Origin of the sequence: Microbacterium sp. RG1 (genome assembly GCF_005347485.1) — a bacterium.
In the GTDB taxonomy this organism is placed as follows: domain Bacteria; phylum Actinomycetota; class Actinomycetes; order Actinomycetales; family Microbacteriaceae; genus Microbacterium; species Microbacterium binotii_A.
In genome coordinates this window covers 2796412-2817130 of the sequence record NZ_CP034121.1, presented here as the reverse complement: position 1 = coordinate 2817130, position 20719 = coordinate 2796412, and the positions used below count along the sequence as shown (strand labels likewise).

The following is a 20719-nucleotide window of genomic DNA, read 5'->3' as shown; positions in this document are numbered from 1 at the left end:
ACGATCCGGTGCGGCTCTGCCGCCCGAGAAGGGGATGACGATGACGTTTCCCTCCGTGACGGACGAGGCCGATCCGTCGGCGCGACCTGAGCTGGCCGCGCAGATCCGCGACGCGATCCTGGGTGGCGAGTTCGCCCCGCACCAGCGACTCATCGAAGCGGACCTCAGCGAGCGCTTCGCGGCGCCGCGGGCGGCCGTGCGCACCGCGCTGCTGACCCTCGCGGGAGAGGGCCTGGTCGAGCGCCTGCCCAACCGCGGCGCACGGGTCCGGGCGATCACGGTCGACGAGGCGGTCGAGATCGTCGAGGTGCGCATGGGACTCGAGTCGCTCTGCGCCCGCAAGGCGGCCGAGCGGGTCGACGACGACGACATCGAAGGCCTCCGTGCACTCCGATCGGACATCGAGCGGGCGATCGCCGTGGGCGACCTGGTGGGATACTCCCGGTTGAACCAGGAGCTCGATCGGCGCCTGCGCGAGCTCAGCGGTCACGCCACCGCATCCCAACTCCTGGAGCGTCTGCGGGCGCAGTCCGCGCGGCACCAGTTCCGGCTCGCCTTCCACCCCGGCCGCGCCGCGCAGTCCGCACCCGAGCACATCGCCATCATCGACGCGGTCGTGGCCCGCGATCCGGATGCGGCGGAGGCCGCCACCCGCCGGCACCTCGCCGGAATCGTCGACATCCTCCGCTCGCTCGACTGACCGCATCCGTCGCCGCCCTCGCGCCAACGCCCGCGAGACTGCATCTTTCGCACGAGATCACGGGGTTTACCCGTGATCTCGTGACGAAAGTGCAGTCTCGCGGGATCTAGAGCGGATGCGGGTCAGCCGAAGGACTCGACCGTGGTGTACCCCTGTCCGTTGTACTTCTGCACGACCACCGACGACACGGCCGGCTGACCGTCCACGGTGGTGTCGACGGCGGTGCCGTCGAGCATCAGCGGCGCCTGGAAGTCGCTGATCGAGCGCAGGGCCTCCATGAAGTTCTCGCGCGTCGGCTCGGTCATCTTCTCGAAGGCCTGCTCGAGGGTCGCCCCGACCATGAAGCTCCACATGCAGTGCGGGAAGGCGGGCATGTCCTGGTAGTCCGCGTACTGCTTGAGGTCGGTCAGGAAGGTCTGCACATCCTCGTCGTCGGCGAACGCGGGACTCGCAGGCGCCTTCGAGAACGACACCGAGTACACCCCGGGGAACGCGTCGGCGCCACCGGGCTGCAGGATGGCGGTCGGGCTCGACGTGTTCGACGGCAGGAACCAGCTCGGGCTCCATCCGAGCTGCTGCGCCTTCTGCAGCGACGAGATCACGAGCGGCGTGATCGACATCGCGTTGAAGAACACGTCGGCGCCCGAGCTCGCGAGTTCCGTCAGCTGCGCGTCGACGGCCGTGTCGGTCGCCTCGTAGGTGAGCTCCTTGACGATCTCGATGTTGCTCGCCCCCTCGACCGCGCTCTTGAAGCCCTCGAGGTAGCCCTCGCCGTAGTCGTCGTTCTGATAGAGCACGGCGACCTTGTGGTTCTCGCCGGATGCGGCCAGGAGCTTGCCGAAGGCCTCGCCCTCGTTCTGGTAGATCGGCACGAAGCCGAGCTGCCAAGGGCTCTCGTTCGTCTCGCTGAAGATCGGGTCACCCGTCATGACGAGCACCTGCGGCACCTCGTCGGCGATGGCCGCCTCGCGGTAGGCGCGGTTGGTCGGCGTGCCGAGTCCCGCCGTCATCGCGAAGACGCTGTCCTTCAGCTGGTCGTAGTTGGCCTTGGCCTTCTGGGGGTCGTAGGCGTCGTCGAGCGCCTTGATCTCGACCTTGCGGGTCTTGCCGTCGCCGAACTTCACGCCGCCCTCGGCGTTCTTCGCACCGAAGTATGCGGTGACGCCGGCGACCGTGCAGGTTCCGGGGCCGGCCGTCCCGCCGCTGAGCGGGGTGGTGATGCCCAGGCTGATGGATGTGTCGGTGATGCCGGGGCTCGCGGCCGCGGCGCCGCCGGTGGCGTCCGAGCCTCCCCCGCCGCGCGAACATCCGACGACGGTCAGTGCGAGAGCGGACGTCAGGGCGACGATGCCCAGCACGCTCCTCTTCCTCAGATTCATGGGTGATTCTGCCTCTCTGTGGTGGTTCCCTCGGTGCCGGGCGACGCGGGAAGGTCGCCGGACGATGGGTGGCTCGGTGCTCGATCGGGGCGACGCCGCATCCGTCTCAGTCGGGCGGGGAGGGACGCGAGTCCTCCCGGCAGGACGAAGAGCACGACGAGCAGCAGCGCGCCCTGGAGCACGGCCGTCAGGTTGGGGTCGACGAGGTTCGTCAACTGCGGCGCCAGCACGTAGTACGCGCCGCCCAGCAGCGATCCGATGATGCTGCCGGCGCCGCCGATGACCATCGCGGCGAGCAGCTGGATGGAGTGCCCGAAGCTCATGGTCTCGGGCGAGGTGTACTGCACGACGACCATGTAGAGGAAGCCGCTCACGCCGCCGATGAGGGAAGCGACGGTGAAGGCGAGCACCTTGTACCGGTAGGGCGAGACGCCCATCGCCGCAGCGACCGCCTCGTTGTCCTTCACGATCGCGAAGGCGCGCCCGTACTTGCCGCGCACCAGATTGCGGGTGAGCAGGAAGGCGATGCCACCGATGATGATCACGAGGTACAGCTGCCACTGATCGTCGTACAGCCCGGTCCACTCCGGCGCATCCGTGAAGCGCGCCGACACGCCCTGCGAACCGCCTGTCAGATCCGACAGCCGCTTGGCCAGCGGGACGCCGACGATCGGCAGCGCGATCGTCACCATCGCGATGGCGAGCCCGCCCAGCCGCGCCGCGGCGAGGGCGATGACGAGTCCGACGACGCCGGGGATGAGGATGCTGAGCACGAAGACGAGGGCGATGTTCCAGTCGTTCTGCACACCGTACGCGGTCACGTACGCGCCGAGCCCGACGAAGAAGATCTGCCCCAGCGAGACCTGCCCGGTGTAGCCCATGACGACGTTCAGACCCAGGACCGCCACGGCGAAGACGCCGATGCGGGCGATCGTCTGGTTGGCGAACTCGGGCAGCATGAGCGGAAGGAGCAGAAGCAGCGCGATCACCGCGAGGACGACGACGACACGTACCCACCGACGCGAGAAGAGGGATGCGGAGGAAGCCATCAGACACGCACCACCGTTCTGCGGCCGAACAAGCCCTGTGGTCGCACGAGCAGCACGACGAAGATGAGCACGAACGGCACTGCGACCTTGAGGTCGTAGCCGATGAAGGGCACGTAGACCGCGGCGAGGTTCTCCAGGACGCCGATGATCCATGCCGCCGCGACCACGCCGACGGGGCTCGAGAGCCCGCCGAGGATGACGGCGGCCAGCGCGTAGACGAGGGCGTTGTCCATCATCCCGGGGGTGAGTGTGAGCTGCGGGGCGACGAGCGCGCCGGCCACCGCGCCGAGACCCGCCGCGAGCCCCCACCCGACCATCAGCAGGCGACTCACCGGCAGTCCGGAGAAGGCAGCGGACTGCGGGTTCACCGCGACCGCCCGCAGCGCCAGGCCCAGCTTCGTGCCGGCGAACAGCGCCTGCAGCAGGATCATGATCGCGAGGATGACCACGGTCGTCCCGATCGAGCGCACGCTCACCGACGCCCCCAGCACCGAGATCGTGTCGAGGGGGAAGAGCGAGGGGAACTGCTGGTTGTTGTAAGTGAAGAGCCAGCCGCAGACGCCCGTGATGAGCGTCAGCAGGCCGATCGTCACCACGACGGCGGTGTCGGGATCGCCGCCCTCGAAGCGACGCATCAGGTACCGCTCGACGACGGCGCCGAACAGGAACGAGACACCCACGGAAAGCAGGATCGCGAGGATCAGCGGGACCCCCATTCCGGTGAACCACCAGGCGAGGTAGGCCGAGAGCACCGCCATTCCGCCCTGGGCGAAGTTGATCAGACCGGTCGCCTGGTTGACGAGCACGATCGCCAGCGCGAGCGCGGCATAGACCGATCCGACGGACAGCCCGTCGATGACGAGTTGGATGAAGGTTCCCACTCTCAACCTCCCAGGTAGGCGCGGCGGATCTCGTCCATGCCTCGGAGCTCGGCGGATGTGCCGGTCAGCACGTTCCGGCCGGTCTCGAGCACGGTGGCGGTGTCGACGAGCCGGAAGGCGAGCGTCGCGTTCTGCTCGACGACGAGCATCGCGATGCCCGACTCCCGGCGGAGCCTCGCGATGGCGTCGTAGACCGTGCGCGCGGTGCTCGGGGCGAGGCCCAGCGACGCCTCGTCCAGCAGGAGCAGGCGCGGACGCGCCATGAACGCGCGGGCGACGGCGAGCATCTGCTGCTCGCCGCCGGAGAGCGCGGAGGCGTGCGAGCGGTAGCGCTCCTTGAGGTTGGGGAACAGGTCGAGGCAGTAGTCGATGTCGCCCTGGATCGCCTTGTGGTCGCGCCGCTGGTACGCACCGACCCGCAGGTTCTCGCGCACCGTCAGGGCTCCGAGGGTGCCGCGCCCCTCGGGCACGTGCGCGATGCCGATCGACGCGACCTTCTCGGGCCGCATCCCGCGGATGTCGCGCCCGTCGAAGCGGATGGTGCCGGTCGTGCGCACCATCCCGCTGATCGCGCGGAGGGTGGTCGTCTTGCCCGCGCCGTTCGCGCCGAGGATGCCGACGGCTCCCTCCTCGGGCACGCTCAGCGACACTCCGTCGAGCACCTGGACAGGACCGTACGACGCGGTCACGTCGACGAGTTCAAGCAGCGTCATCGGCGGCCTCCTTGCCGATGTAGGCCTCGATCACCCGGGGATCGCTCTGCGCCTCGGCGGCCGAGCCCTCCATGAGCTTGCGGCCGTGATCGAGCACGACCACACGGTCGGTCAGTGCCGCGATGAGCCCCATGTGATGCTCGACGATCACGACGGTGATGTCGTCTTCGTCGCGGATGGCGCGGACGGTCGCGATGAGCTGCTCGACCTCGGAATGCGGCAGGCCCGCCGCCGGCTCGTCCAGCAGGAGCAGCTTCGGGTGCGACATGAGTGCCCGGCACAGCTCGATCGCCTTGTGGAGTCCGTGCGAGAGCTCGTCGGCGTGGCGGTTCGCCGCCCAGCCGAGGCCGGAGCGCTCCAGCAGCCGCAGCGCCTCCGTGCGCATCTCCCGCTCCGAGCGCCACGTGCGCGGCGTGCGGATCGCCCACTCGCCGGGCCCTCCCGGAAGGCGCGTGTGCGCGCCCAGCATCACGTTCTCGAGCACGGATGCGTGCAGCTGCAGTGCCGGATGCTGGAAGGTGCGGGCGAGCCCGCGCCGCGCGAGGTGCGCCGGGGTCTGCCCGGACGCCTCGTCGCCGTCGATCGTGATGGATCCCGAACTCGGCCGGTAGTGCCCGCTGATGCAGTTGAACAGCGAGGTCTTCCCGGCACCGTTGGGCCCGACGAGACCGAAGATCTGCCCGGGTTCCACGTCGAAGCCGACATCGTGCAGCACCGTGATCCCGCCGAACCGCAGGTTCACGTCCTTGAGGGTGAGTCGAGCCGCCATGGCCGCCTTTCCGTGTCGCCGCGTCATTGCGAGACCGGGGGGTCGCCCCGTTCCTGGGACGGTACGGAGTCGCCCCAAGATTGTCAACGATTTTGGCGTCGATTCCGGGGCACGTTCTGATCACACTTTCTCGCGCAGCGGATGCGGTGGCGTGAGGATTTCACATGAACGGAAATCGTCCCCACCGCCGATCGCGGCCGGCGCATGCTCGGCTCGACGAAAGGAAGGTCGACGATGACATCCGAATCCCTCGCCGCGGCGATCGAACGCACCGGAAGCCCGCTCGAACTGCTGCGCAACCAGAACTGGCCGGCGTTCACGTTCCCGGTCGCCCCCGAGTTCACGAACTGGCGCGATGAGCAGCGCGCCTGGAACACGACGGTCGCGTTGATGGACCAGTCCCATCACATGACGCAGCTGTTCCTGGGTGGCAGCGACCTCATCGAGGTGCTCTCCTCGATCTCGCCCAACACCTTCGCCACCTTCCGCCCGGGCGTGGCCAAGCAGCTCATCAGCGTCAACGAGTCCGGCTACCTCGTGGGCGACGGCATCCTGTTCTACAACGAGGACGCCCCCGAGGGCCTCGTGCTCATCGGCCACCACATCCTCATCGACTGGGTGCGCTTCACCCTCGAGAAGGCCGCGGCGCAGGGCAAGGACGTGCATCAACGCCTGGAACCGAACTCGCACATGCGCCAGGGCCCGCCCACGTTCTACCGCTACGAGCTGCAGGGCCCCGAGGCCGATCGCGTGATGGAGAAGCTGTTCGGCGGCCCGGCGCCCGACATCAAGTTCTTCCACATCGGCGACGTCACCATCGGCGGCCGCGCGGTGAAGGCCCTGCGTCACGGCATGGCCGGACAGCCGGGCTTCGAGTTCTTCGGCCCGTGGGCGGACAACGAGCACGTGCTGCAGACGATTCTGGAGGCGGGCGAGGAGTTCGGCATCCGCCGTGTCGGCGCGAAGGCCTACTCGGCCACCCCCCTCGAGTCGGGCTGGGTGCCCACGCCGTTCCCCGCCGTCTTCGACGACGACATGACCGAGTACCGGTCGTGGCTGCCCGCCGAGCGGATCGGTTCGGTGGCGGGCTCTCTCACCTCGGACGACGTGCGCGACTTCTACCTCACGCCCTACGACATCGGGCTCGGCCGCTCGGTGCGCTTCGACCACGACTTCCACGGCCGCGAGGCGCTGGAGCGGCACGCCGAGAACCCCCGCCGACGCAAGGTGACCCTGCTCTGGAACGCGGACGACGTCGCCGCCGTCGTGCGCTCGCAGCTCGAGCCCGGCACCCCCGCGAAGTTCCTCGACTTCCCCAAGGCGCGCTACGGGCTGTACCAGATGGATGAGGTGCGCCGCGGCGGCGAGCGCGTCGGCATCTCGACGGATGCGGGTTACATCGCCTACGACCAGCTGTACATGTCGCTCGCAACGCTCGACGCCGACATCCCCGACGGCGACGAGGTCGAGATCGTGTGGGGCGAGGATCCGATCTCGTCCAAGGACTCGGTCGATCAGAACCACCGCCAGGTGATCGTGCGAGCGACGGTGGCCCCGGCTCCGTACCACGAGTGGGCGCGGACGGTCTATCGCGCCTGAGCGCGCGGCGGCACCGGCACAACTCAGCCAGAACCGCGTTGGGGACCCGACGAGGTCCCGCGCCGTCGGGTTCTGGCTGAGTTGCGCGCCCGGCGCGGGGTAGGGTCCCGGTAGCGGGAGGAGTCGCGATGGCGCGAGGATCGGCCGGCGAGTCGGCACTGCATCGGCACCTGAGGGTGCTCGACGCCTTCGACGCCCTGCATCCGTTCCTCACACTGGGTGAGATCGCCGGTACCGCCCGCATTCCGGTGTCCACGGCGCACCGGCTGGTCGGGGAGCTGACGCAGGAGGGGCTGCTCGAGCGGCTGCCGGATCGCACGTACCGCCTCGGCGTGCGGCTGTGGGAGTACGCCTCACGCACCCCCGGCGCGCTCGGACTGCGCGAGGTCGCCCGTCCGTGGCTCGCTGCGGCGCACGCCCGCATCCGTCAGCACGTGCAGCTCGGGATCCGCGCCGAGCTCGATGTGCTGTTCATCGAGCGGATGTCGGCGCCGGATGCGGTCGTCAACGCGACACTCATCGGCGGCCGCATCCCGCTCCATGCCTCCTCGAACGGCCTCGTGCTGCTCGCGCACGCACCCGCGGGCGTCGTGGACGAGGTGCTGCGCAGCCCGATGCGCGCGTACACGCCGTTCACCATCACGGATCCGCGGGCCCTCCGTGCCGAGCTCGCCCGCATCCGCTCCGAGGGGTTCGCCGTGGCATCCGGCCACATCCACCTCGAGTCGCGGGGCATGGCCGTTCCGGTACGGGGTCCCGAAGGCGAGGTGTACGCCGCTCTCGGAGCCGTCGTGCCCAACGACGGCTCGCCGGCCGCGGCCGTTCTCGAGACCCTGCGCGTGGCGTCGGCCGGGATCACCCGTGCGCTGCGCGCCCTGTACGGCTCCGGCCTCGACGACGCGGCCGTCGTCCACGGTCCGCGCCCGGATGCGGGCGTGTCGGCGAAGTCGTGGGCATACATCGCCGACCTCGCCGAGCGCGCGGATGCAGCACCGAAGGTCCGCGCATGACGCGCATCGCCGTCATCGGGCTCGGCGAAGCGGGGCGCCGCTATGCCGTGGACCTCTCCCGGGCGGGCGCGGAGGTCCGCGGCTACGATCCGGACCCGCGCGCGGAGGCCCCCGCTGTCCCCCGCGTGGACACTCTCGCCGAGGCCGTGTCCGCCGCCGAGGTGACCATCAGTCTCGTGGGGACGCACGCCGCCGTGTCCGTTGCCGAACAGGTGGCGCCACTGCTGGACGCGGGTGCGCTGTACGCCGACTTCAACACGGCGGCACCCGAGGTGAAGTCCGCCGTCGAGCACGTCGCCGCGCGTGCCGGCGTGCGCGTGGCGGATGTGGCCGTGCTCGCACCGGTCACGCGCGCCGGCGCCGGCACGCCACTGCTCGCGAGCGGTCCGGGCGCGACCCGCCTCGCCGCACTGCTGCGGCCGTTCGGCGTTCCGATGGATGCGATCGACGCGCCCGTGGGCGCGGCCGCGCGGCTGAAGATCGTGCGGAGCGTCTTCATGAAGGGCCTCGCGACCCTCCTCATAGAGACGCTCACAGCGGCGGATGCGGCGGATGCGGGCGACTGGATGCGGGGGCAGCTCACCGCGGAGTTGGGGCCCGACGCCCCGGCCCTCGTCGAGCGCCTGATCACGGGGACCCATGCGCATCGCACGCGCCGCGAGCAGGAGGTGCGCGATGCGCTGGGCCTGCTAGGTGAGCTCGGCACCCCCGACGACATGACCCGCGGCACCTTGGCCTGGTTCGAACGTCTCGGGCGCGAGGCCTGAGCAACGACCCCCAAAGAGGCATTTGACGGTAGGGGCTGCCGCTGGCGACGATTGTCGTCGTGTCCGATCTCGATTCGCTGCGAGCGACAGCGCACCCCATCCGTCTTCGGCTGTTGTCGCTGACCACGGGAGCGGCGATGAGCGCCGCCGAGGCTGCGCGAGATCTGGGCGTCTCGCAGGCGAGTGCCAGCTACCACTTCCGTGTTCTCGAGCGGGCCGGCCTGGTGCGGGTCGTCGAAGTGGTCAAGGTACGCGGCGGCGAGGCCAAGCGCTACCGCCATGAGTCGTCCGCACAGCCGTTCGACGTCGACGCCCCTCACGAGCGGCTGCCTCTGGAAGACCGACAGCTGTACGTCGAGGCTCTGGTCGACGAGCTGCGCAGGCGCAGCGCCCTGCGCATCGACGGCCCCGCGCTCTCGACGGATGCCGAGCTGTGGATCGCGCCGGAGCTCTGGCGGCGCGTGGTGCACCACATCGGCCAGGCGACGACGGTCCTCCACGCGGGCGCCCAGAGACCCCGTACTCCCGGAACGGTTCCGGTCTCGATGACGCTGTCCATGTTCCCTCTGCGCAAGCCGTGACCACCGTCAGCGCACGGGGAGTGCTCCGGCACGCGGCGTTCCGGTGGCTGCTCGCCGGCCGCACGGTGGGCATCGTCGGCAACGCGGTCGCACCCATCGCGCTCGCCTTCGCCGTGCTCGATCTCACGGGCTCCCCCGCCGATCTCGGCCTCGTGGTGGCGTCGCGCTCGGTGGCGAACGTCGCCGTGCTGCTCTTCGGCGGCATCCTCGCGGACCGCCTGCCGCGCAGTGTCGTGCTCGTCTCGACCGCGCTCGCGGCGGCGGCGACACAGGCGACGATCGCCGCGCTCGTGCTGACGGGATCGGCGACCGTCGCGCTGCTGGTGATCCTGAGCGTGCTCAACGGCGCCGTCGCGGCGGTCAGCCTGCCGACGACGGCTGCGATGGTCCCCGACACCGTTCCGGTGGAGGCGCTCCGCCCCGCGAACGCCGTCATCCGGCTCAGTCTGAACGCGGGCACGATCGTCGGCGCCTCCGCGGGCGCAGCGGTCATCGCCGTGGTGGGCGCGGGGTGGGGTCTGGTGATCGATGCGGCGGCGTTCGCGCTGGCGGCCGCATGCTTCGCGCGGATCACGCTCCCCCGCGCGACGGCACCGCGCGGGGGCGAACGGTTCTCCGTCCTGGCTGACCTGCGTCAGGGTTGGGTCGAGTTCTCGAGCCGGCGCTGGGTGTGGACGATCGTGGCGCAGTTCGCCGTGCTCAACGCCGCCTTCGTCGGCGCCACGACCGTCCTCGGGCCGGTGATCGCGGACGCGTCGTTCGGCCGCGCATCCTGGGGTCTCGTCATCGCGGCGCAGACGGCGGGGTTGGCGATCGGCGCCGGCGTCGCCCTCCGCTGGCGCCCCCGCCACGCGATCGGGATCGGCGTGGGGCTCATGGCCGTCACGACGATCCCCGTCGCGGCATTGGGAGTGCTCCCCGCGCTTCCCGTGCTCATCGTGGGGTTCCTGCTGGGCGGCGTCGCGATCGAGCTGTTCGCGATCGCATGGGATCACGCGCTGCAGACGCACATCCCCCGAGCCGCACTGTCGCGCGTGTACTCGTGGGACATGCTCGGATCCTTCATCGCCATCCCGCTGGGTGAGATCCTCGTGGGCCCGCTCGCCGACCGCTTCGGAACGACCCCGGTCCTGCTCGGTTGCGCCGCGGTCATCCTGGTGGCGACCGGCGCGGCCGTTGCCACGAGGAGCGTCCGCACCGTGCAGACGGGCGGCGCACCGCATGAGGGCGCGACGGCGTGATCCGGCTCCTATCCTGAACACGTGCGTCCGCTCCGCTTCGCCCTGGCCGCCGCGACGGTCGCAGCGGTGACGGTGCTCGCCTTCGGCGAGGTGACACACTGGCGCGCGAGCCGGCGACGCCTCGCCTCGCCATCCGCGCGGGGCACGGAAGCCATCGTGGTTCTGGGCTACGGTAACCGCGGGCCGCGGGCCAACCGCGAGAACCGCTACCGCGTGCGAGCAGGGCTCCGCTCGATCGACCCTGCGGCGGCTGGCACCATCCTGGTGTTCTGCGGCGGCACGGTGGAAGGCCCCGTCCCCGAGGCGGAGATCATGGCTGCGTACGCCCGCGACGAGCTCGGCTACCGCGGCCCCTCCGTGCTGGAGCCGACCAGCAGGTCGACGTGGCAGAACGTCGAGAACGCGATCCCCCTGATCGAGTCCGCCGACGTCATCAAGATCGTGTCGAACTCGATCCATGCGGAGTTGGCCCGCGGATACCTCTGGATGCTGCGACCCGATCTCGCCGAACGACTCGCCCGCGGGGCGGACTACCGCTTCGGCGAGATCGTCTTCGTGAAGCCGGTCGCCGCCGTTCTCGGCCACAAGAAGCTCCGCCGCCTCCGCCTGCTCGACTGAGCCCCCTCAGCTCCCGCGAGAATGCACTTCCCTTACGAGATCACGGGTAGGCACAGTGATCTCGTCGCGCAAATGCAGTCTCGCGGGAGGCGAGCAGGGGGCACGGATGTAGGGAGTGAGGGCGCGCGGCAGCGGGCGGGTCACTCCCAGGTGGCGGTGTCGGGGTCGAGACCCTCGCTGCGGGCACGGGCATCGATCGCACGGCGCAGCCACGTGGCGAGCCCCGGTCGCACAGCGTCGTAGTGCGCGGTGAAGGCGGGATCCGCTTCGTACATGCGGCCGAGGCAGACCTGCATGCTGCGCGTGAGGGGGAAGTACTGCGAGAACACCTCGCGGTGCCGGTCGACGAGCGCGTTCGCACTCTCGCTGCCCGGCTCGACTCCGGCGTCGACCGCAGCCGCCAGCTGCGCATCCAGCGCGCTGACGGTCTGCGCGAGGCGCGTCCAGTCGGCCGCATCCCGTTTCGCCGAGCGTTCCGCGTACTGCTGCCACTGGGCGGTGTCGCCGTATCGCTCGCGCGCCTGCAGCGGCCAGCGTGGATCCCACTCGGGCCCGAACGTCTCCACCTGCTCGCGCACGGAGAGCGTGAGGCCGTTCTCGTACGCGTCGATCATGCGCTCGACATCGTCGCCGCGGCGTCGCAGCTCTTCGATGCGCTCCCCCAGCCGCGCGCGTTGCATGCGCAGCACCGCGGCCGCCTCGAGCCCGGAGCCGTCGAGAACGATGCGGATGTCGTCGAGCCCTATCCCGAGCTCGCGGTAGACGACGATGCGCCGCAGCCGCTCCATGTCGGCGCCCGCATACCGGCGGTACCCGCTGCCGTCTCGCACGGAGGGCGTGGCGAGCCCGATCTCGTCCCAGTGGTGCAGCGTGCGCACCGTGACACCGAGCCGGCGAGCCGCCTGCCCGACGCTCAGGTCGCTCCCGTCAGACACGCTCACCATTGTCGCCTCCCTCGGCGCCGATACCGACGGCGCGCAGCGCGGCCGTCTCTTCGCTCGTCGGATCGAACGGCTTGGCCGCGGTGAACACGACGCGGACGTTCTCGGGCGTCAGCACCTCGATGTCGCGGGTGTTCCACGCGGTGTCGCGCGGACCGGTCATCGCTCCCGCATCCACGGCGCGAACCGCATCCACGATGTCGTCCACTTGACCCAGCACGCAGGCGAAGCTGACGGTCGTGGCCGGCAGCGCCTGCTCCGCGGATGCGGCCGGCGCCAGCAGCACGTCCTGGAACGCCCACCGGCGCAGGTGCACGAGCTGCCCCGGGATCGCGAAGAGCTCGAAGAAGCCCAGCCCGCGGGTCCAGAAGTCGACGGATGCGGGGATGTCGGTGGTCGGGATCGTGACGAACATGGGCATGCCGTAGATCCCGCGGAACAGCTCGGGGGCGACGGCGTCGGGTCCGGGACGAGGGACGGGACTGACGTCGAAGGCGTTGGAGAAGTCGCTCATGGGACCACCGTGCGCCCTCACGCCGCGTGAGGGTCAAGCAGCGTCGTCCACGGGCGGGCGGAACCTCCCCCACGCGATCGTGCAGACGGCCATCAGCAGGGAGGCGCCCACGACGTACAGGGCGACGGGCGTCGTCGAGCCCGTCGCCGCCAGAAGCGAGGTCGCGATGAGCGGCGCGATGCCGCCGCCGATGATCGCTCCGAACTGATACGCCATGCTCACGCCCGAGTAACGGAGTCGGCTCGGGAAGGTGCGCGTGAGGATCGGCGGCACGACCGCCCAGGCGAACGACGTCGACGCGTGCGCGAGGATCGTGCCGACTGCGGCGAGCCAGATCTCTCCGGTGTTGAACAGGAGGAAGAAGACGATCGCCGTCGCGGCCATGAGGATGCCGCCCAGCACTCCCATCGGCACGAGGCCCCGACGATCGGCGATCCGTGCGAGCAGAGGGATCATGACGATCTGCAGCACGCAGCACGCGATGCCGATCCACAGCAGCGCGCTCTGGCCGTAGCCCAACTGGGCGGTGCCATAGCTCAGCGCCCACGTGAGCACGAGGTAGGAGAGGATCGAGGGCACCCCCGCGATCACGATCGTCACGATCAGCTGCGGGGTGAACCGGGCGAAGACCTCCATGAAGGGCACGCGGGCGGGCGCGTCCTTCACGGCCGACTCGAAGAGGGGGCTCTCGCCGAGCCGGCGCCTGGTCCACAGACCGACGACGACGAGCACGACGCTGATGACGAAACCGATCCGCCATCCCCACGCCTGGAAAGCCGGCCCCGTGACAGCGAGCAGCACGATCAGCATGAGGTTCGCGAGCATGAGCCCGGCTGGCAGGCCGATCATCGGCGCCGCTCCGTAGAGCGCCCGGCGCTGCGGCGGCGCGTGCTCGATGGCCATCGTCACGGCCCCTCCCCATTCGGCGCCGACGCCGAGTCCCTGCGCCAGACGCAGCACGACGAGGAGGATGGGGGCAGCGATGCCGATGGCCTCGAAGTTGGGCACGAGACCGATCAGGACCGTAGCCCCGCCCATCACGAAGAGGGAGAGCACCAGCATCCGCTTGCGTCCGATGCGATCCCCGAAGTGTCCGGCGAGGATGCCACCCAAGGGACGCGCGACGAAGCCGAAGGCGAAGGTCACGAAAGCTCCGAGCTGGCTCGCAGCGGGATCGTCCGACGGGAAGAACTGCGGACCGAACACCAGCGCGGTACAGGCGGCGTAGAGGAAGAAGTCGTACCACTCGATGGTGGTGCCGAGGAAGGTGGCGCCGATCACGCGCCGCGACTCGCGGGCCATGCCCGGGTCTACGACGGCCGGCGTGGCCGAGTCGTTCTGTGTCATGAGCGGTCCTCCTTGACCGTCGTGGATGGATGGTGGGCGTCAGTGCACGATGCGCATGGTGCCGGTCGGGGCGTCGACGCCGCCGACGAGCGCCTGCAACCCGGCCTTGAGGCGCGGCAGGTCGACCTTGCCGTGGGGGCTGCGCTCGAGGGTGTCGCGGATCACGAGATGCCGCGGCTTCTTGTACCCGGCGAGGCGGGCGTCCAGATGCGTGCGCAGGGCGTCGGCGTCGATCGCCGCCCCGCCTGCGGGAACGACGACGGCAGTCACCACCTCGCCGTAGCGCTGGTCCGGCATCCCGAACACGACGGCGTCGCCGATGGCGGGGAAGGCGAGCAGTGCCTCCTCCACCTCCGCGGGATAGACCTTCTCGCCGCCGGTGTTCACGACGGAGCTTCCCCGGCCGAGCAGTTCGACCGTCCCGTCACCGTGCGCGAGAGCCCAGTCGCCGGGCATGACGTGACGCACACCGTCGAGGACGGGGAAAGTGGCTCGGGTCTTCTCCTCGTCGCGGAAGTACCCCTTCGGCAGCGTGCCGCGGAACGCCAGGATGCCGCGTCCGCCGTCGAGGTGCTGCACCTGTTGGAAGTCCTCGTCGAGCACGACCGCGCCCGGCAGCAGGCGCAACTCGCCCGGGAGATCGTCGGCGGATGCGGTGACGTTGACGGCGTAGGGGCCGCCCTCCGTCGAGGCGAGCAGGTCGGTGATGACGATGTCGCCGCTCTCGTGGAACCGGCGTTTCACCTGGGTGCTGAAGCGCATTCCGGAGCTGATGATGGAACGGACGTCACCGAAGCCCGAGGTGCCCGCACGTTCGACCGCCTCGATGAGCGGCAGCCCGATGGCGTCGCCGGCGATCACGAGACGCGTGGCCCGCTCGTCGAGGGCGAAGCGCACCGCGGCGTCGGCGTCGAACCGCGCCGACGGCAGGATGAGCACCGTGCCGCCGAGCACGAGGGTGTTCATCGAGGTGAACAGGGCCGTGCCATGCAGGAAAGGCGCGAGCGGAAGCGTACGGGTGACCGGCGGGTCGGCGGCGGCGGCGACGACCTCGGCCATGGACGTCGGCACCTCGAGCCCCGCTGTGCCGTAGATGGAGTACAGCTGCACCGAGAGGATGTCTTCGGCTGCCCAGACCACCGCCTTGGGCGCACCCGTCGTCCCGCCGGTGTACAGGCGCAGTTCTGCGCCCTCCGGTGGGGTCTGCGGAAGTTCGTGGGGTGTGGCGACCGCATCCGTCCACGTCGTGCCGGCCGCGGGCACGGGACTCGGCCCGTCATCGATGACGATGAGCTGCGGCGCATGCTCCCACCCCTCGAGCGCATCGTGCACCACATCCGCGAGCGACGTGGGGTACACGAGCACCCTTGCGCCGGAGTCCTCGAGCAGCGCACGCACCTCGACCGCGCGGTACCGGTAGTTCAAGGGGACGGGCGCGATCGCGCTGGCGAAGCAGGCGAAGAGGGTCACGAGGTACTCAGGGCGGTTGTAGAGCAGGATCGCGACCGAGTCCCCCGGCCGGAGCCCCGCCTGTGCGAGATGCCCCGACAGCGCACCGGCGTCGCGCGCGAACCGCTCGTAGGTCATGGTGCCCGTGGGCGTGACGACTGCGGGCCGGTCGCCGAACGCGCGTGCGATCTCCTGCCACACGTCGCTGTAGTGGCCTCTCATCCGAACCCCTTCGTCCGATGTCCCCCGCCAGGCGGCGGATAGCCGGGCGCGGACGGCGGCGTCCGCGCGGCGCGTCAGTGGTAGTAGCGCAGCACCAGCTCCGCCACACATGCGGGCTTCGCCGCATCCTCGACCTCGAAAATCACCGGCACCTCGATCTGCACCCCGCCGGCCACCTCGCTCGCGGTCCGCACCTCTCCCGACACCCGGATGCGGCTGCCGACGGGCACCGGGGCGGGGAACCGCACGCGGTTGAGCCCGTAGTTGATGCCCATGCCCGCATCCTCGACCTCGAAGACCTCGGCCATGAGCGGCACGACCAGGCTCAGCGTGAGCAGACCGTGGGCGATGCGCGTGCCGAACGGTGTCGCCGCGGCGGCCTCGGCGTCGAGGTGGATGGGGTTGTCGTCGCCGGTCACGCGCGCGAAGAGGTCGACCTCGTCCTGCGTGATCCGCCGCCAGGACGACGGTCCGAACGTCCGGCCGGCGGAACCGGCGAGATCGGCCATGGTGAGCGAGAGTCGGGTGGATTCGGCCACGGTGTCCTCCTTGCGCATCCTCGCGCGTATTTCAGGATGCCTGAAACAGTAGAGCGTGCGCGAGTATCCGTCAACACCCGCGCATCGTGGGCGTCGGGGGCGCCGGATAGCGTCGAAGCATGAGGCTTCTCCTGCTGTCCTGGCAATCCGGGGCTCTCGCTCCCTTCCTGGCCGACGCGAGCGGAGCTCCGGATCGCCGACTCACGATCGGTTACGTGACGGATGCGCAAGCCGGAATGGCCGGCGCCCCGTTCGTTGCGGCAGAGCGCGCGCGAGTCTCGGCCCTGGGCCATGAGGTGCGGGAGATCATCGCGCGCGATGTGGAGCCGAATCAGCTGGATGCGACGCTCGGCGGTCTCGACGCGCTCTACGTGGCCGGTGGCAGCACCTTCGCCCTCCTCGAGGCGCTGAAGACGACAGGCAACGACGCCGTGATCGTCGACCACGTGCGGGCCGGTCTTCCGTACATCGGGACGAGTGCCGGGTCGATCATCGCGGGCCCCGATATCGCTCCCGCGTCACTCATGGACGACCCGGCCGACGGCCCGCTGCTGCGCGACACGCGGGGCCTGGCGCTCATCGACACGACAGTCGTTCCCCATGCCGACGGGCTGCTCCCGCCGTACCCGCCGGAACTGATCGACCGCATCCTCGACACTTACGGCGTCGACCACCGCCTGCAACCGCTGCGCGACGACCAAGCGCTCCTCGTCGACGTCCGCGGCGCTCGCGTCGTCGCGTCCGGCGAGTGAGTGGGACGCACGCTGCGAGATTCCCGTCGCGGGTGCGCTAGCGTGATCGCCGCGGAGGAGGCCCGGATGTCGGCACAGCGAGGCAGTCTCGTCTACATGGTCAAGCAGCTCGAGCTCGCCCTACGGCCGCGGTTCCTCGCCGCGTGCGCGGCGGCAGGCATGACGGGGGCTCAGTACACGGCGCTCACCGTGCTCCATCGACGCCCCGGCATCAGCAGTTCCGAGCTCGCCCGTCGCTCCTTCGTGCGCGCGCAGACGATGGCCGGGATCATCGACCCGCTCGTGTCCGAAGGCTTCGTGCGCCGAGAGAGCGACCCGGCGCACGGCAGGCGCATCCTGCTGTATCTCACGGACGCGGGCGCCGCCGCGCTCGCATCCCTCGACCCGCAGATCGCGGTGGTCGAGGAGCTCATGCTCGCCGACTTCGACGACGCCGAGCGCGAGACACTGGCCGAGCTCCTGCGGCGCGCCCGCCGATCGCTCGACGAGCGGGGCCACCGCCCCGCGTGAGCTCTTGCGCTCTAACGGCGGAAGAGGCGCCCGAAGAGTCCGCCCTCGGAGGGCTGCGACTCGTGGCCCTCGCACCGGTCGCGCTTGGGCACGCCGCGCATCACCTCGTCGACGTGCTGTCCGCATCCCGCCCACGTCGTCTTGCCGCACGTGCGGCACGTCACCTGTCGACACATCTGTCCTGCTCCGTTTCTTCTCGGGAACACCGCCTTGCGCGGTGGCTTGCTTGCACAATACCCCCGGGGGTATATATGCACATGTGAGGACGATCATCATCGGCGGTGTCGCCGCCGGCATGAGCGCGGCGACCAGACTCCGCCGGCTCGACGAGGCGCGGCAGATCAGCGTGTACGAACGCGGCGCGCACGTGTCGTTCGCGAACTGCGGGCTCCCGTATCACGTCGGCGGCGTGATCCCGGATCGCGCGTCGCTGTTGCTGCAGACGCCCCAGTCACTGGCGAGCAGATTCGCCCTCGACGTGCACGTGCGCCACGAGGTCGTCGGGATCGATACGGCGGCACAGACGGTGACGGTGCTCGACCTCGAATCGGATGCGGAGCGGATCGAGCACTACGACGAGCTCGTCATCGCCACCGGCGCCACGGCCGCTCCGGGTCCGTCCGCCGAGCACGTGCCCACGCACACGCTGCGCAGCCTCGAAGACGTCGACCGGGTTCTCGAGGTGCTCGACGCCGCCGGACCGTCGCCGCGCGTCGTGGTGATCGGGGCCGGGTTCATCGGGCTCGAAGCGGTCGAGAACCTCCTCGCTCGCGGCGCGCAGGTGACTCTCGCGACCCGCGGCGCACAGGTGCTCTCCCCGCTCGACGTCGAGATGGCCGCCCCCATCCTGGCTCTCCTTCGGGACGCGGGCGTCGATGTGCGACTCGGGGCCACCGTCACGGGAGCGGAGCCGGGGCGCGTGCACCTGAGCGACGGCAGCACGGTCGAGGCGATCCTGGTGATCGAGGCGAGCGGCGTGCATCCCGACCGACGCCTCGCGGATGCCGCCCGCATCCGCCTCGGTCCGACCGGCGGGATCGCGGTCGATGCGCGCCACCGCACCTCGGTAGCGAAGGTGTGGGCCGTGGGCGACGGCGTCGAGAAGCGCGACGGCCTGGACGGCACACCCACGCTCGTGACGATGGCGGGCCTCGCCAACCGGCACGGCCGGGCAGTCGCGGACGACATCGCCGGGATCAAACCGGACGACGCGGCGCCGGCTCTCGGCACCGCCATCCTCGGACTGCTGGGCACCACGGTCGCGTTGATCGGCTGGAACGAACGGCGGCTTCGGGATGCGGGGCGCCCGCACCGCATCGTGCACACGCATCCTGCGTCGCACGCGACGTACTATCCGGGTGCGCAGCCGATGGCGATGAAGCTGCTCATCGACCCGGCGACCGACCACATCCTCGGGGCGCAGTTCGTCGGCGGCGAGGGGGTCGACAAGCGCATCGACATCATCGCCGTCGCGATGGCGGCGGGGATGACCGCCACCGCGCTGTCGCAGCTGGAGCTCGCCTACGCGCCGCAGTACGGCTCGGCGAAGGACCCGATCAACATGCTCGGCTACGTCGCGGAGAACGTCGCTTCCGGCGCCACGCGCACGCTGCAATGGCACGAGCTCGACGCCGCGCTCGACCACGGCGCGGTTCTGGTCGACGTGCGCACACCGACCGAGAACGCCGCGGGCTCGATCCCCGGCGCGATCAACCTGCCGCTCGACGAGATCCGCACCCGACACCGCGAGCTCGGCGACCGCCCGATCGTCGTGCACTGCCAGGTGGGACAGCGCGGGCACACCGCGGCACGACTGCTCGCCCAGCTCGGCCACGACGTCCGCAACCTCGACGGCGGGTACCGCACCTGGGCCGCCGGAACCGCTGCCTGACCCACCATCCGTCACCGAGGAGACACCATGGACACCTCCAACCGCTCCCTGCACGACGCCCAGGCCGTGAAGAAGGCCGCCAACCGACTCAAGCGCGCCCAGGGCCAGTTGGCCGCCGTGATCGCCGCCGTTGAGAACGGTGGCGACTGCCGCGACGTCATCACCCAGCTCGCCGCGGTCAGCAGCGCGATCGACCGCGCCGGGTTCGCGATCATCTCGACCGCCATGCGCGAGTGCCTCACCGACGCCCCTGCCGACCGGGACGCGGCGGATGGGGATGCCGCCGACGATCGGCTCACGGTGGAGGAGCTCGAGAAGCTGTTCCTCACCCTCGCCTAGGGTGCCTCAGCCGCCCGGGCACTCGCACGGGCTGCCGCTGTAGCAGGCGCAGCGCCATCCGCTGCGTGTCTCACTTGTGCAGGTTCGCGGGGCGATCTGCGTGCACAAGTGAGACACGCAGGCGGGGGGACAGGCGAAAGGGGCACACCGCGCGGGCGGCTCGCGTCCTCGACCGGCTCAACGCGCGATGCCGCCCGGACACTATGTTGGGCCTATGCGACTTCGCTCACTCTCGGCTCCCGTGGTGATCCTCTTGGCCTGTGTCGCGTTGACGGGGTGCGCGTCCGGCGCGACCGCAGCGGACGAAGGCGCGGAACCGGCTCCCGTCGCGACGAGCGAGTCGCCGGCGCCCTCCGCCGGAGAGGCGGCGGCCCTGGCGCAAGCCCAGGCGTGGCTGGATGCGGCAAGCGTGCCGCCAGGGGCCGTTCGTCTGGAGAAGTCGCCCATCCGATTCAACTCGGGCACCACATGGCCGTGCGGCCCCTACGAAGAGCTGAGGGGCTACTGGCTGGTCCCGAACACCACGGTCGCCTCCGCCGGCAACTGGTTGCTCGACAACCCCCCGGCCGACCTCATCACCACACACTTCTGGCCTCTGACCGAGGATGGCCCAGGATCCGATTCGGCGATCATCGGCTACATCCCCGCGGAAGGCGCGCAGGAGGGTGTCGTCTACACGCTCGCGAAGACGGATGCCGACGTCGCCATCCGGGCTGCGGTCGCCGCCCAGACCGACACCGCAACCTGCCCGCCCCTGCCCGACGGCGGCACGTACGGAGCTCCCGGACAGGGCTGAGACACGGGGCCGCCGCTCGCGGAGTTGCCCAGCGCAGCGCCCCTCGGTGTCTCACTTTTGCAGGCCAACGAGGCGCTCCGCGTGCGCGATTGAGACACGGATAGGGCACCGG

At 70.2% G+C, this 20719-nt stretch carries 23 protein-coding genes; 12 read left to right on the top strand and 11 right to left on the bottom strand.

Annotated features, from left to right (window positions below; translation table 11 throughout):
• The first annotated feature begins 40 nt into the window (after nt 1-40).
• Complete coding sequence (locus EHF32_RS13755) at nt 41-700, top strand: GntR family transcriptional regulator (protein WP_137418711.1); 660 nt, start codon at nt 41-43, stop codon at nt 698-700.
• A 122-nt stretch (nt 701-822) separates the two neighbouring features.
• Here the strand turns inward: EHF32_RS13755 and EHF32_RS13750 are convergent, their stop codons facing one another.
• From EHF32_RS13750 to EHF32_RS13730, 5 genes are read right to left on the bottom strand one after another with little or no spacing between them, the layout of a single operon-like run.
• Entirely contained in the window at nt 823-2079 is a 1257-nt protein-coding gene (locus tag EHF32_RS13750) for an ABC transporter substrate-binding protein (RefSeq protein WP_137418710.1), read from the bottom strand.
• Nucleotides 2076-3128 (bottom strand): branched-chain amino acid ABC transporter permease, encoded by a 1053-nt coding sequence (locus EHF32_RS13745; RefSeq protein ID WP_137418709.1) that lies wholly within the window; start codon nt 3126-3128, stop codon nt 2076-2078. Before EHF32_RS13745 ends, EHF32_RS13750 begins: the two co-directional genes overlap by 4 nt.
• Nucleotides 3128-4009, bottom strand: a complete 882-nt coding sequence (locus tag EHF32_RS13740) for a branched-chain amino acid ABC transporter permease (protein ID WP_137418708.1) — start codon at nt 4007-4009, stop codon at nt 3128-3130. The genes EHF32_RS13745 and EHF32_RS13740 overlap by 1 nt, the downstream gene beginning before the upstream one ends.
• 2 nt (nt 4010-4011) lie before the next feature.
• On the bottom strand, nt 4012-4722 hold the full coding sequence (locus EHF32_RS13735) for an ABC transporter ATP-binding protein (protein WP_137418707.1): 711 nt from the start codon (nt 4720-4722) through the stop codon (nt 4012-4014).
• Complete coding sequence (locus EHF32_RS13730; RefSeq protein WP_137418706.1) at nt 4709-5491, bottom strand: ABC transporter ATP-binding protein; 783 nt, start codon at nt 5489-5491, stop codon at nt 4709-4711. Before EHF32_RS13730 ends, EHF32_RS13735 begins: the two co-directional genes overlap by 14 nt.
• 234 nt (nt 5492-5725) lie before the next feature.
• On the opposite strand from EHF32_RS13730, the gene EHF32_RS13725 reads away from it, so the two are divergent.
• From EHF32_RS13725 to EHF32_RS13700, 6 genes are all read left to right on the top strand, one after another.
• Complete coding sequence (locus tag EHF32_RS13725; RefSeq protein WP_137418705.1) at nt 5726-7090, top strand: aminomethyltransferase family protein; 1365 nt, start codon at nt 5726-5728, stop codon at nt 7088-7090.
• Nucleotides 7091-7218: 128 nt separating this feature from the next.
• Nucleotides 7219-8100, top strand: coding sequence for an IclR family transcriptional regulator (locus tag EHF32_RS13720; RefSeq protein WP_137418704.1), 882 nt, complete (start codon nt 7219-7221; stop codon nt 8098-8100).
• Nucleotides 8097-8867: an NAD(P)-dependent oxidoreductase gene (locus EHF32_RS13715; RefSeq protein ID WP_137418703.1), complete on the top strand. Its 771-nt coding sequence runs from the start codon at nt 8097-8099 to the stop codon at nt 8865-8867. Before EHF32_RS13720 ends, EHF32_RS13715 begins: the two co-directional genes overlap by 4 nt.
• A 59-nt stretch (nt 8868-8926) precedes the next feature.
• The gene (locus EHF32_RS13710) at nt 8927-9448 is read left to right on the top strand and encodes a winged helix-turn-helix domain-containing protein (protein WP_137418702.1); all 522 of its coding nucleotides are present in this window, start codon (nt 8927-8929) and stop codon (nt 9446-9448) included.
• Nucleotides 9445-10689: an MFS transporter gene (locus tag EHF32_RS13705; protein WP_137418701.1), complete on the top strand. Its 1245-nt coding sequence runs from the start codon at nt 9445-9447 to the stop codon at nt 10687-10689. The genes EHF32_RS13710 and EHF32_RS13705 overlap by 4 nt, the downstream gene beginning before the upstream one ends.
• Before the next feature lie 21 nt (nt 10690-10710).
• Complete coding sequence (locus tag EHF32_RS13700; protein WP_192900651.1) at nt 10711-11307, top strand: YdcF family protein; 597 nt, start codon at nt 10711-10713, stop codon at nt 11305-11307.
• A gap of 140 nt (nt 11308-11447) precedes the next feature.
• Here the strand turns inward: EHF32_RS13700 and EHF32_RS13695 are convergent, their stop codons facing one another.
• The 5 genes from EHF32_RS13695 to EHF32_RS13675 form a co-directional block, all read right to left on the bottom strand.
• Nucleotides 11448-12242 (bottom strand): MerR family transcriptional regulator, encoded by a 795-nt coding sequence (locus tag EHF32_RS13695; protein WP_202876823.1) that lies wholly within the window; start codon nt 12240-12242, stop codon nt 11448-11450.
• Complete coding sequence (locus EHF32_RS13690; protein WP_137418699.1) at nt 12235-12762, bottom strand: VOC family protein; 528 nt, start codon at nt 12760-12762, stop codon at nt 12235-12237. Before EHF32_RS13690 ends, EHF32_RS13695 begins: the two co-directional genes overlap by 8 nt.
• A 33-nt stretch (nt 12763-12795) precedes the next feature.
• Entirely contained in the window at nt 12796-14109 is a 1314-nt protein-coding gene (locus EHF32_RS13685) for an MFS transporter (RefSeq protein WP_202876822.1), read from the bottom strand.
• A gap of 39 nt (nt 14110-14148) precedes the next feature.
• Nucleotides 14149-15780, bottom strand: coding sequence for an AMP-binding protein (locus tag EHF32_RS13680; RefSeq protein ID WP_161594122.1), 1632 nt, complete (start codon nt 15778-15780; stop codon nt 14149-14151).
• 74 nt (nt 15781-15854) lie between these two features.
• Nucleotides 15855-16319, bottom strand: a complete 465-nt coding sequence (locus EHF32_RS13675) for a MaoC family dehydratase (protein WP_238343717.1) — start codon at nt 16317-16319, stop codon at nt 15855-15857.
• Between the two features lie 119 nt (nt 16320-16438).
• Here EHF32_RS13675 and EHF32_RS13670 point away from each other — a divergent pair, with 119 nt between their 5' ends.
• Together EHF32_RS13670 and EHF32_RS13665 are read left to right on the top strand one after the other, a co-directional pair.
• Nucleotides 16439-17071 carry a Type 1 glutamine amidotransferase-like domain-containing protein gene (locus tag EHF32_RS13670; protein ID WP_137418696.1) on the top strand — a complete coding sequence of 211 codons (633 nt, stop codon included), beginning with the start codon at nt 16439-16441 and terminating at the stop codon, nt 17069-17071.
• 66 nt (nt 17072-17137) lie between these two features.
• Nucleotides 17138-17581 carry a MarR family winged helix-turn-helix transcriptional regulator gene (locus tag EHF32_RS13665; RefSeq protein ID WP_137418695.1) on the top strand — a complete coding sequence of 148 codons (444 nt, stop codon included), beginning with the start codon at nt 17138-17140 and terminating at the stop codon, nt 17579-17581.
• Between the two features lie 11 nt (nt 17582-17592).
• Here the strand turns inward: EHF32_RS13665 and EHF32_RS15940 are convergent, their stop codons facing one another.
• On the bottom strand, nt 17593-17757 hold the full coding sequence (locus EHF32_RS15940; RefSeq protein ID WP_192900650.1) for a hypothetical protein: 165 nt from the start codon (nt 17755-17757) through the stop codon (nt 17593-17595).
• Nucleotides 17758-17840: 83 nt separating this feature from the next.
• Between EHF32_RS15940 and EHF32_RS13660 the strand changes: the two genes are divergently transcribed.
• From EHF32_RS13660 to EHF32_RS13650, 3 genes are all read left to right on the top strand, one after another.
• Nucleotides 17841-19472: an FAD-dependent oxidoreductase gene (locus EHF32_RS13660; protein ID WP_137418694.1), complete on the top strand. Its 1632-nt coding sequence runs from the start codon at nt 17841-17843 to the stop codon at nt 19470-19472.
• Nucleotides 19473-19499: 27 nt separating this feature from the next.
• Nucleotides 19500-19811: a metal-sensitive transcriptional regulator gene (locus EHF32_RS13655; protein ID WP_137418693.1), complete on the top strand. Its 312-nt coding sequence runs from the start codon at nt 19500-19502 to the stop codon at nt 19809-19811.
• A 214-nt stretch (nt 19812-20025) separates the two neighbouring features.
• Nucleotides 20026-20607, top strand: coding sequence for a hypothetical protein (locus EHF32_RS13650; RefSeq protein WP_137418692.1), 582 nt, complete (start codon nt 20026-20028; stop codon nt 20605-20607).
• Nucleotides 20608-20719 lie beyond the last annotated feature (112 nt).

Bases quoted from the DNA above. Each gene is read 5' to 3' on its own strand.
- EHF32_RS13680 (WP_161594122.1), bottom strand. From the start codon at position 15,780: ATGAGAGGCCACTACAGCGACGTGTGGCAGGAGATCGCACGCGCGTTC.
- EHF32_RS13735 (WP_137418707.1), bottom strand. From the start codon at position 4,722: ATGACGCTGCTTGAACTCGTCGACGTGACCGCGTCGTACGGTCCTGTC.
- EHF32_RS13650 (WP_137418692.1), top strand. From the start codon at position 20,026: ATGCGACTTCGCTCACTCTCGGCTCCCGTGGTGATCCTCTTGGCCTGT.
- EHF32_RS13655 (WP_137418693.1), top strand. From the start codon at position 19,500: ATGGACACCTCCAACCGCTCCCTGCACGACGCCCAGGCCGTGAAGAAG.
- EHF32_RS13745 (WP_137418709.1), bottom strand. From the start codon at position 3,128: ATGGCTTCCTCCGCATCCCTCTTCTCGCGTCGGTGGGTACGTGTCGTC.
- EHF32_RS13685 (WP_202876822.1), bottom strand. From the start codon at position 14,109: ATGACACAGAACGACTCGGCCACGCCGGCCGTCGTAGACCCGGGCATG.
- EHF32_RS13750 (WP_137418710.1), bottom strand. From the start codon at position 2,079: ATGAATCTGAGGAAGAGGAGCGTGCTGGGCATCGTCGCCCTGACGTCC.
- EHF32_RS13715 (WP_137418703.1), top strand. From the start codon at position 8,097: ATGACGCGCATCGCCGTCATCGGGCTCGGCGAAGCGGGGCGCCGCTAT.
- EHF32_RS13670 (WP_137418696.1), top strand. From the start codon at position 16,439: ATGAGGCTTCTCCTGCTGTCCTGGCAATCCGGGGCTCTCGCTCCCTTC.
- EHF32_RS13690 (WP_137418699.1), bottom strand. From the start codon at position 12,762: ATGAGCGACTTCTCCAACGCCTTCGACGTCAGTCCCGTCCCTCGTCCC.
- EHF32_RS15940 (WP_192900650.1), bottom strand. From the start codon at position 17,757: ATGTGTCGACAGGTGACGTGCCGCACGTGCGGCAAGACGACGTGGGCG.
- EHF32_RS13755 (WP_137418711.1), top strand. From the start codon at position 41: ATGACGTTTCCCTCCGTGACGGACGAGGCCGATCCGTCGGCGCGACCT.
- EHF32_RS13720 (WP_137418704.1), top strand. From the start codon at position 7,219: ATGGCGCGAGGATCGGCCGGCGAGTCGGCACTGCATCGGCACCTGAGG.
- EHF32_RS13665 (WP_137418695.1), top strand. From the start codon at position 17,138: ATGTCGGCACAGCGAGGCAGTCTCGTCTACATGGTCAAGCAGCTCGAG.
- EHF32_RS13730 (WP_137418706.1), bottom strand. From the start codon at position 5,491: ATGGCGGCTCGACTCACCCTCAAGGACGTGAACCTGCGGTTCGGCGGG.
- EHF32_RS13725 (WP_137418705.1), top strand. From the start codon at position 5,726: ATGACATCCGAATCCCTCGCCGCGGCGATCGAACGCACCGGAAGCCCG.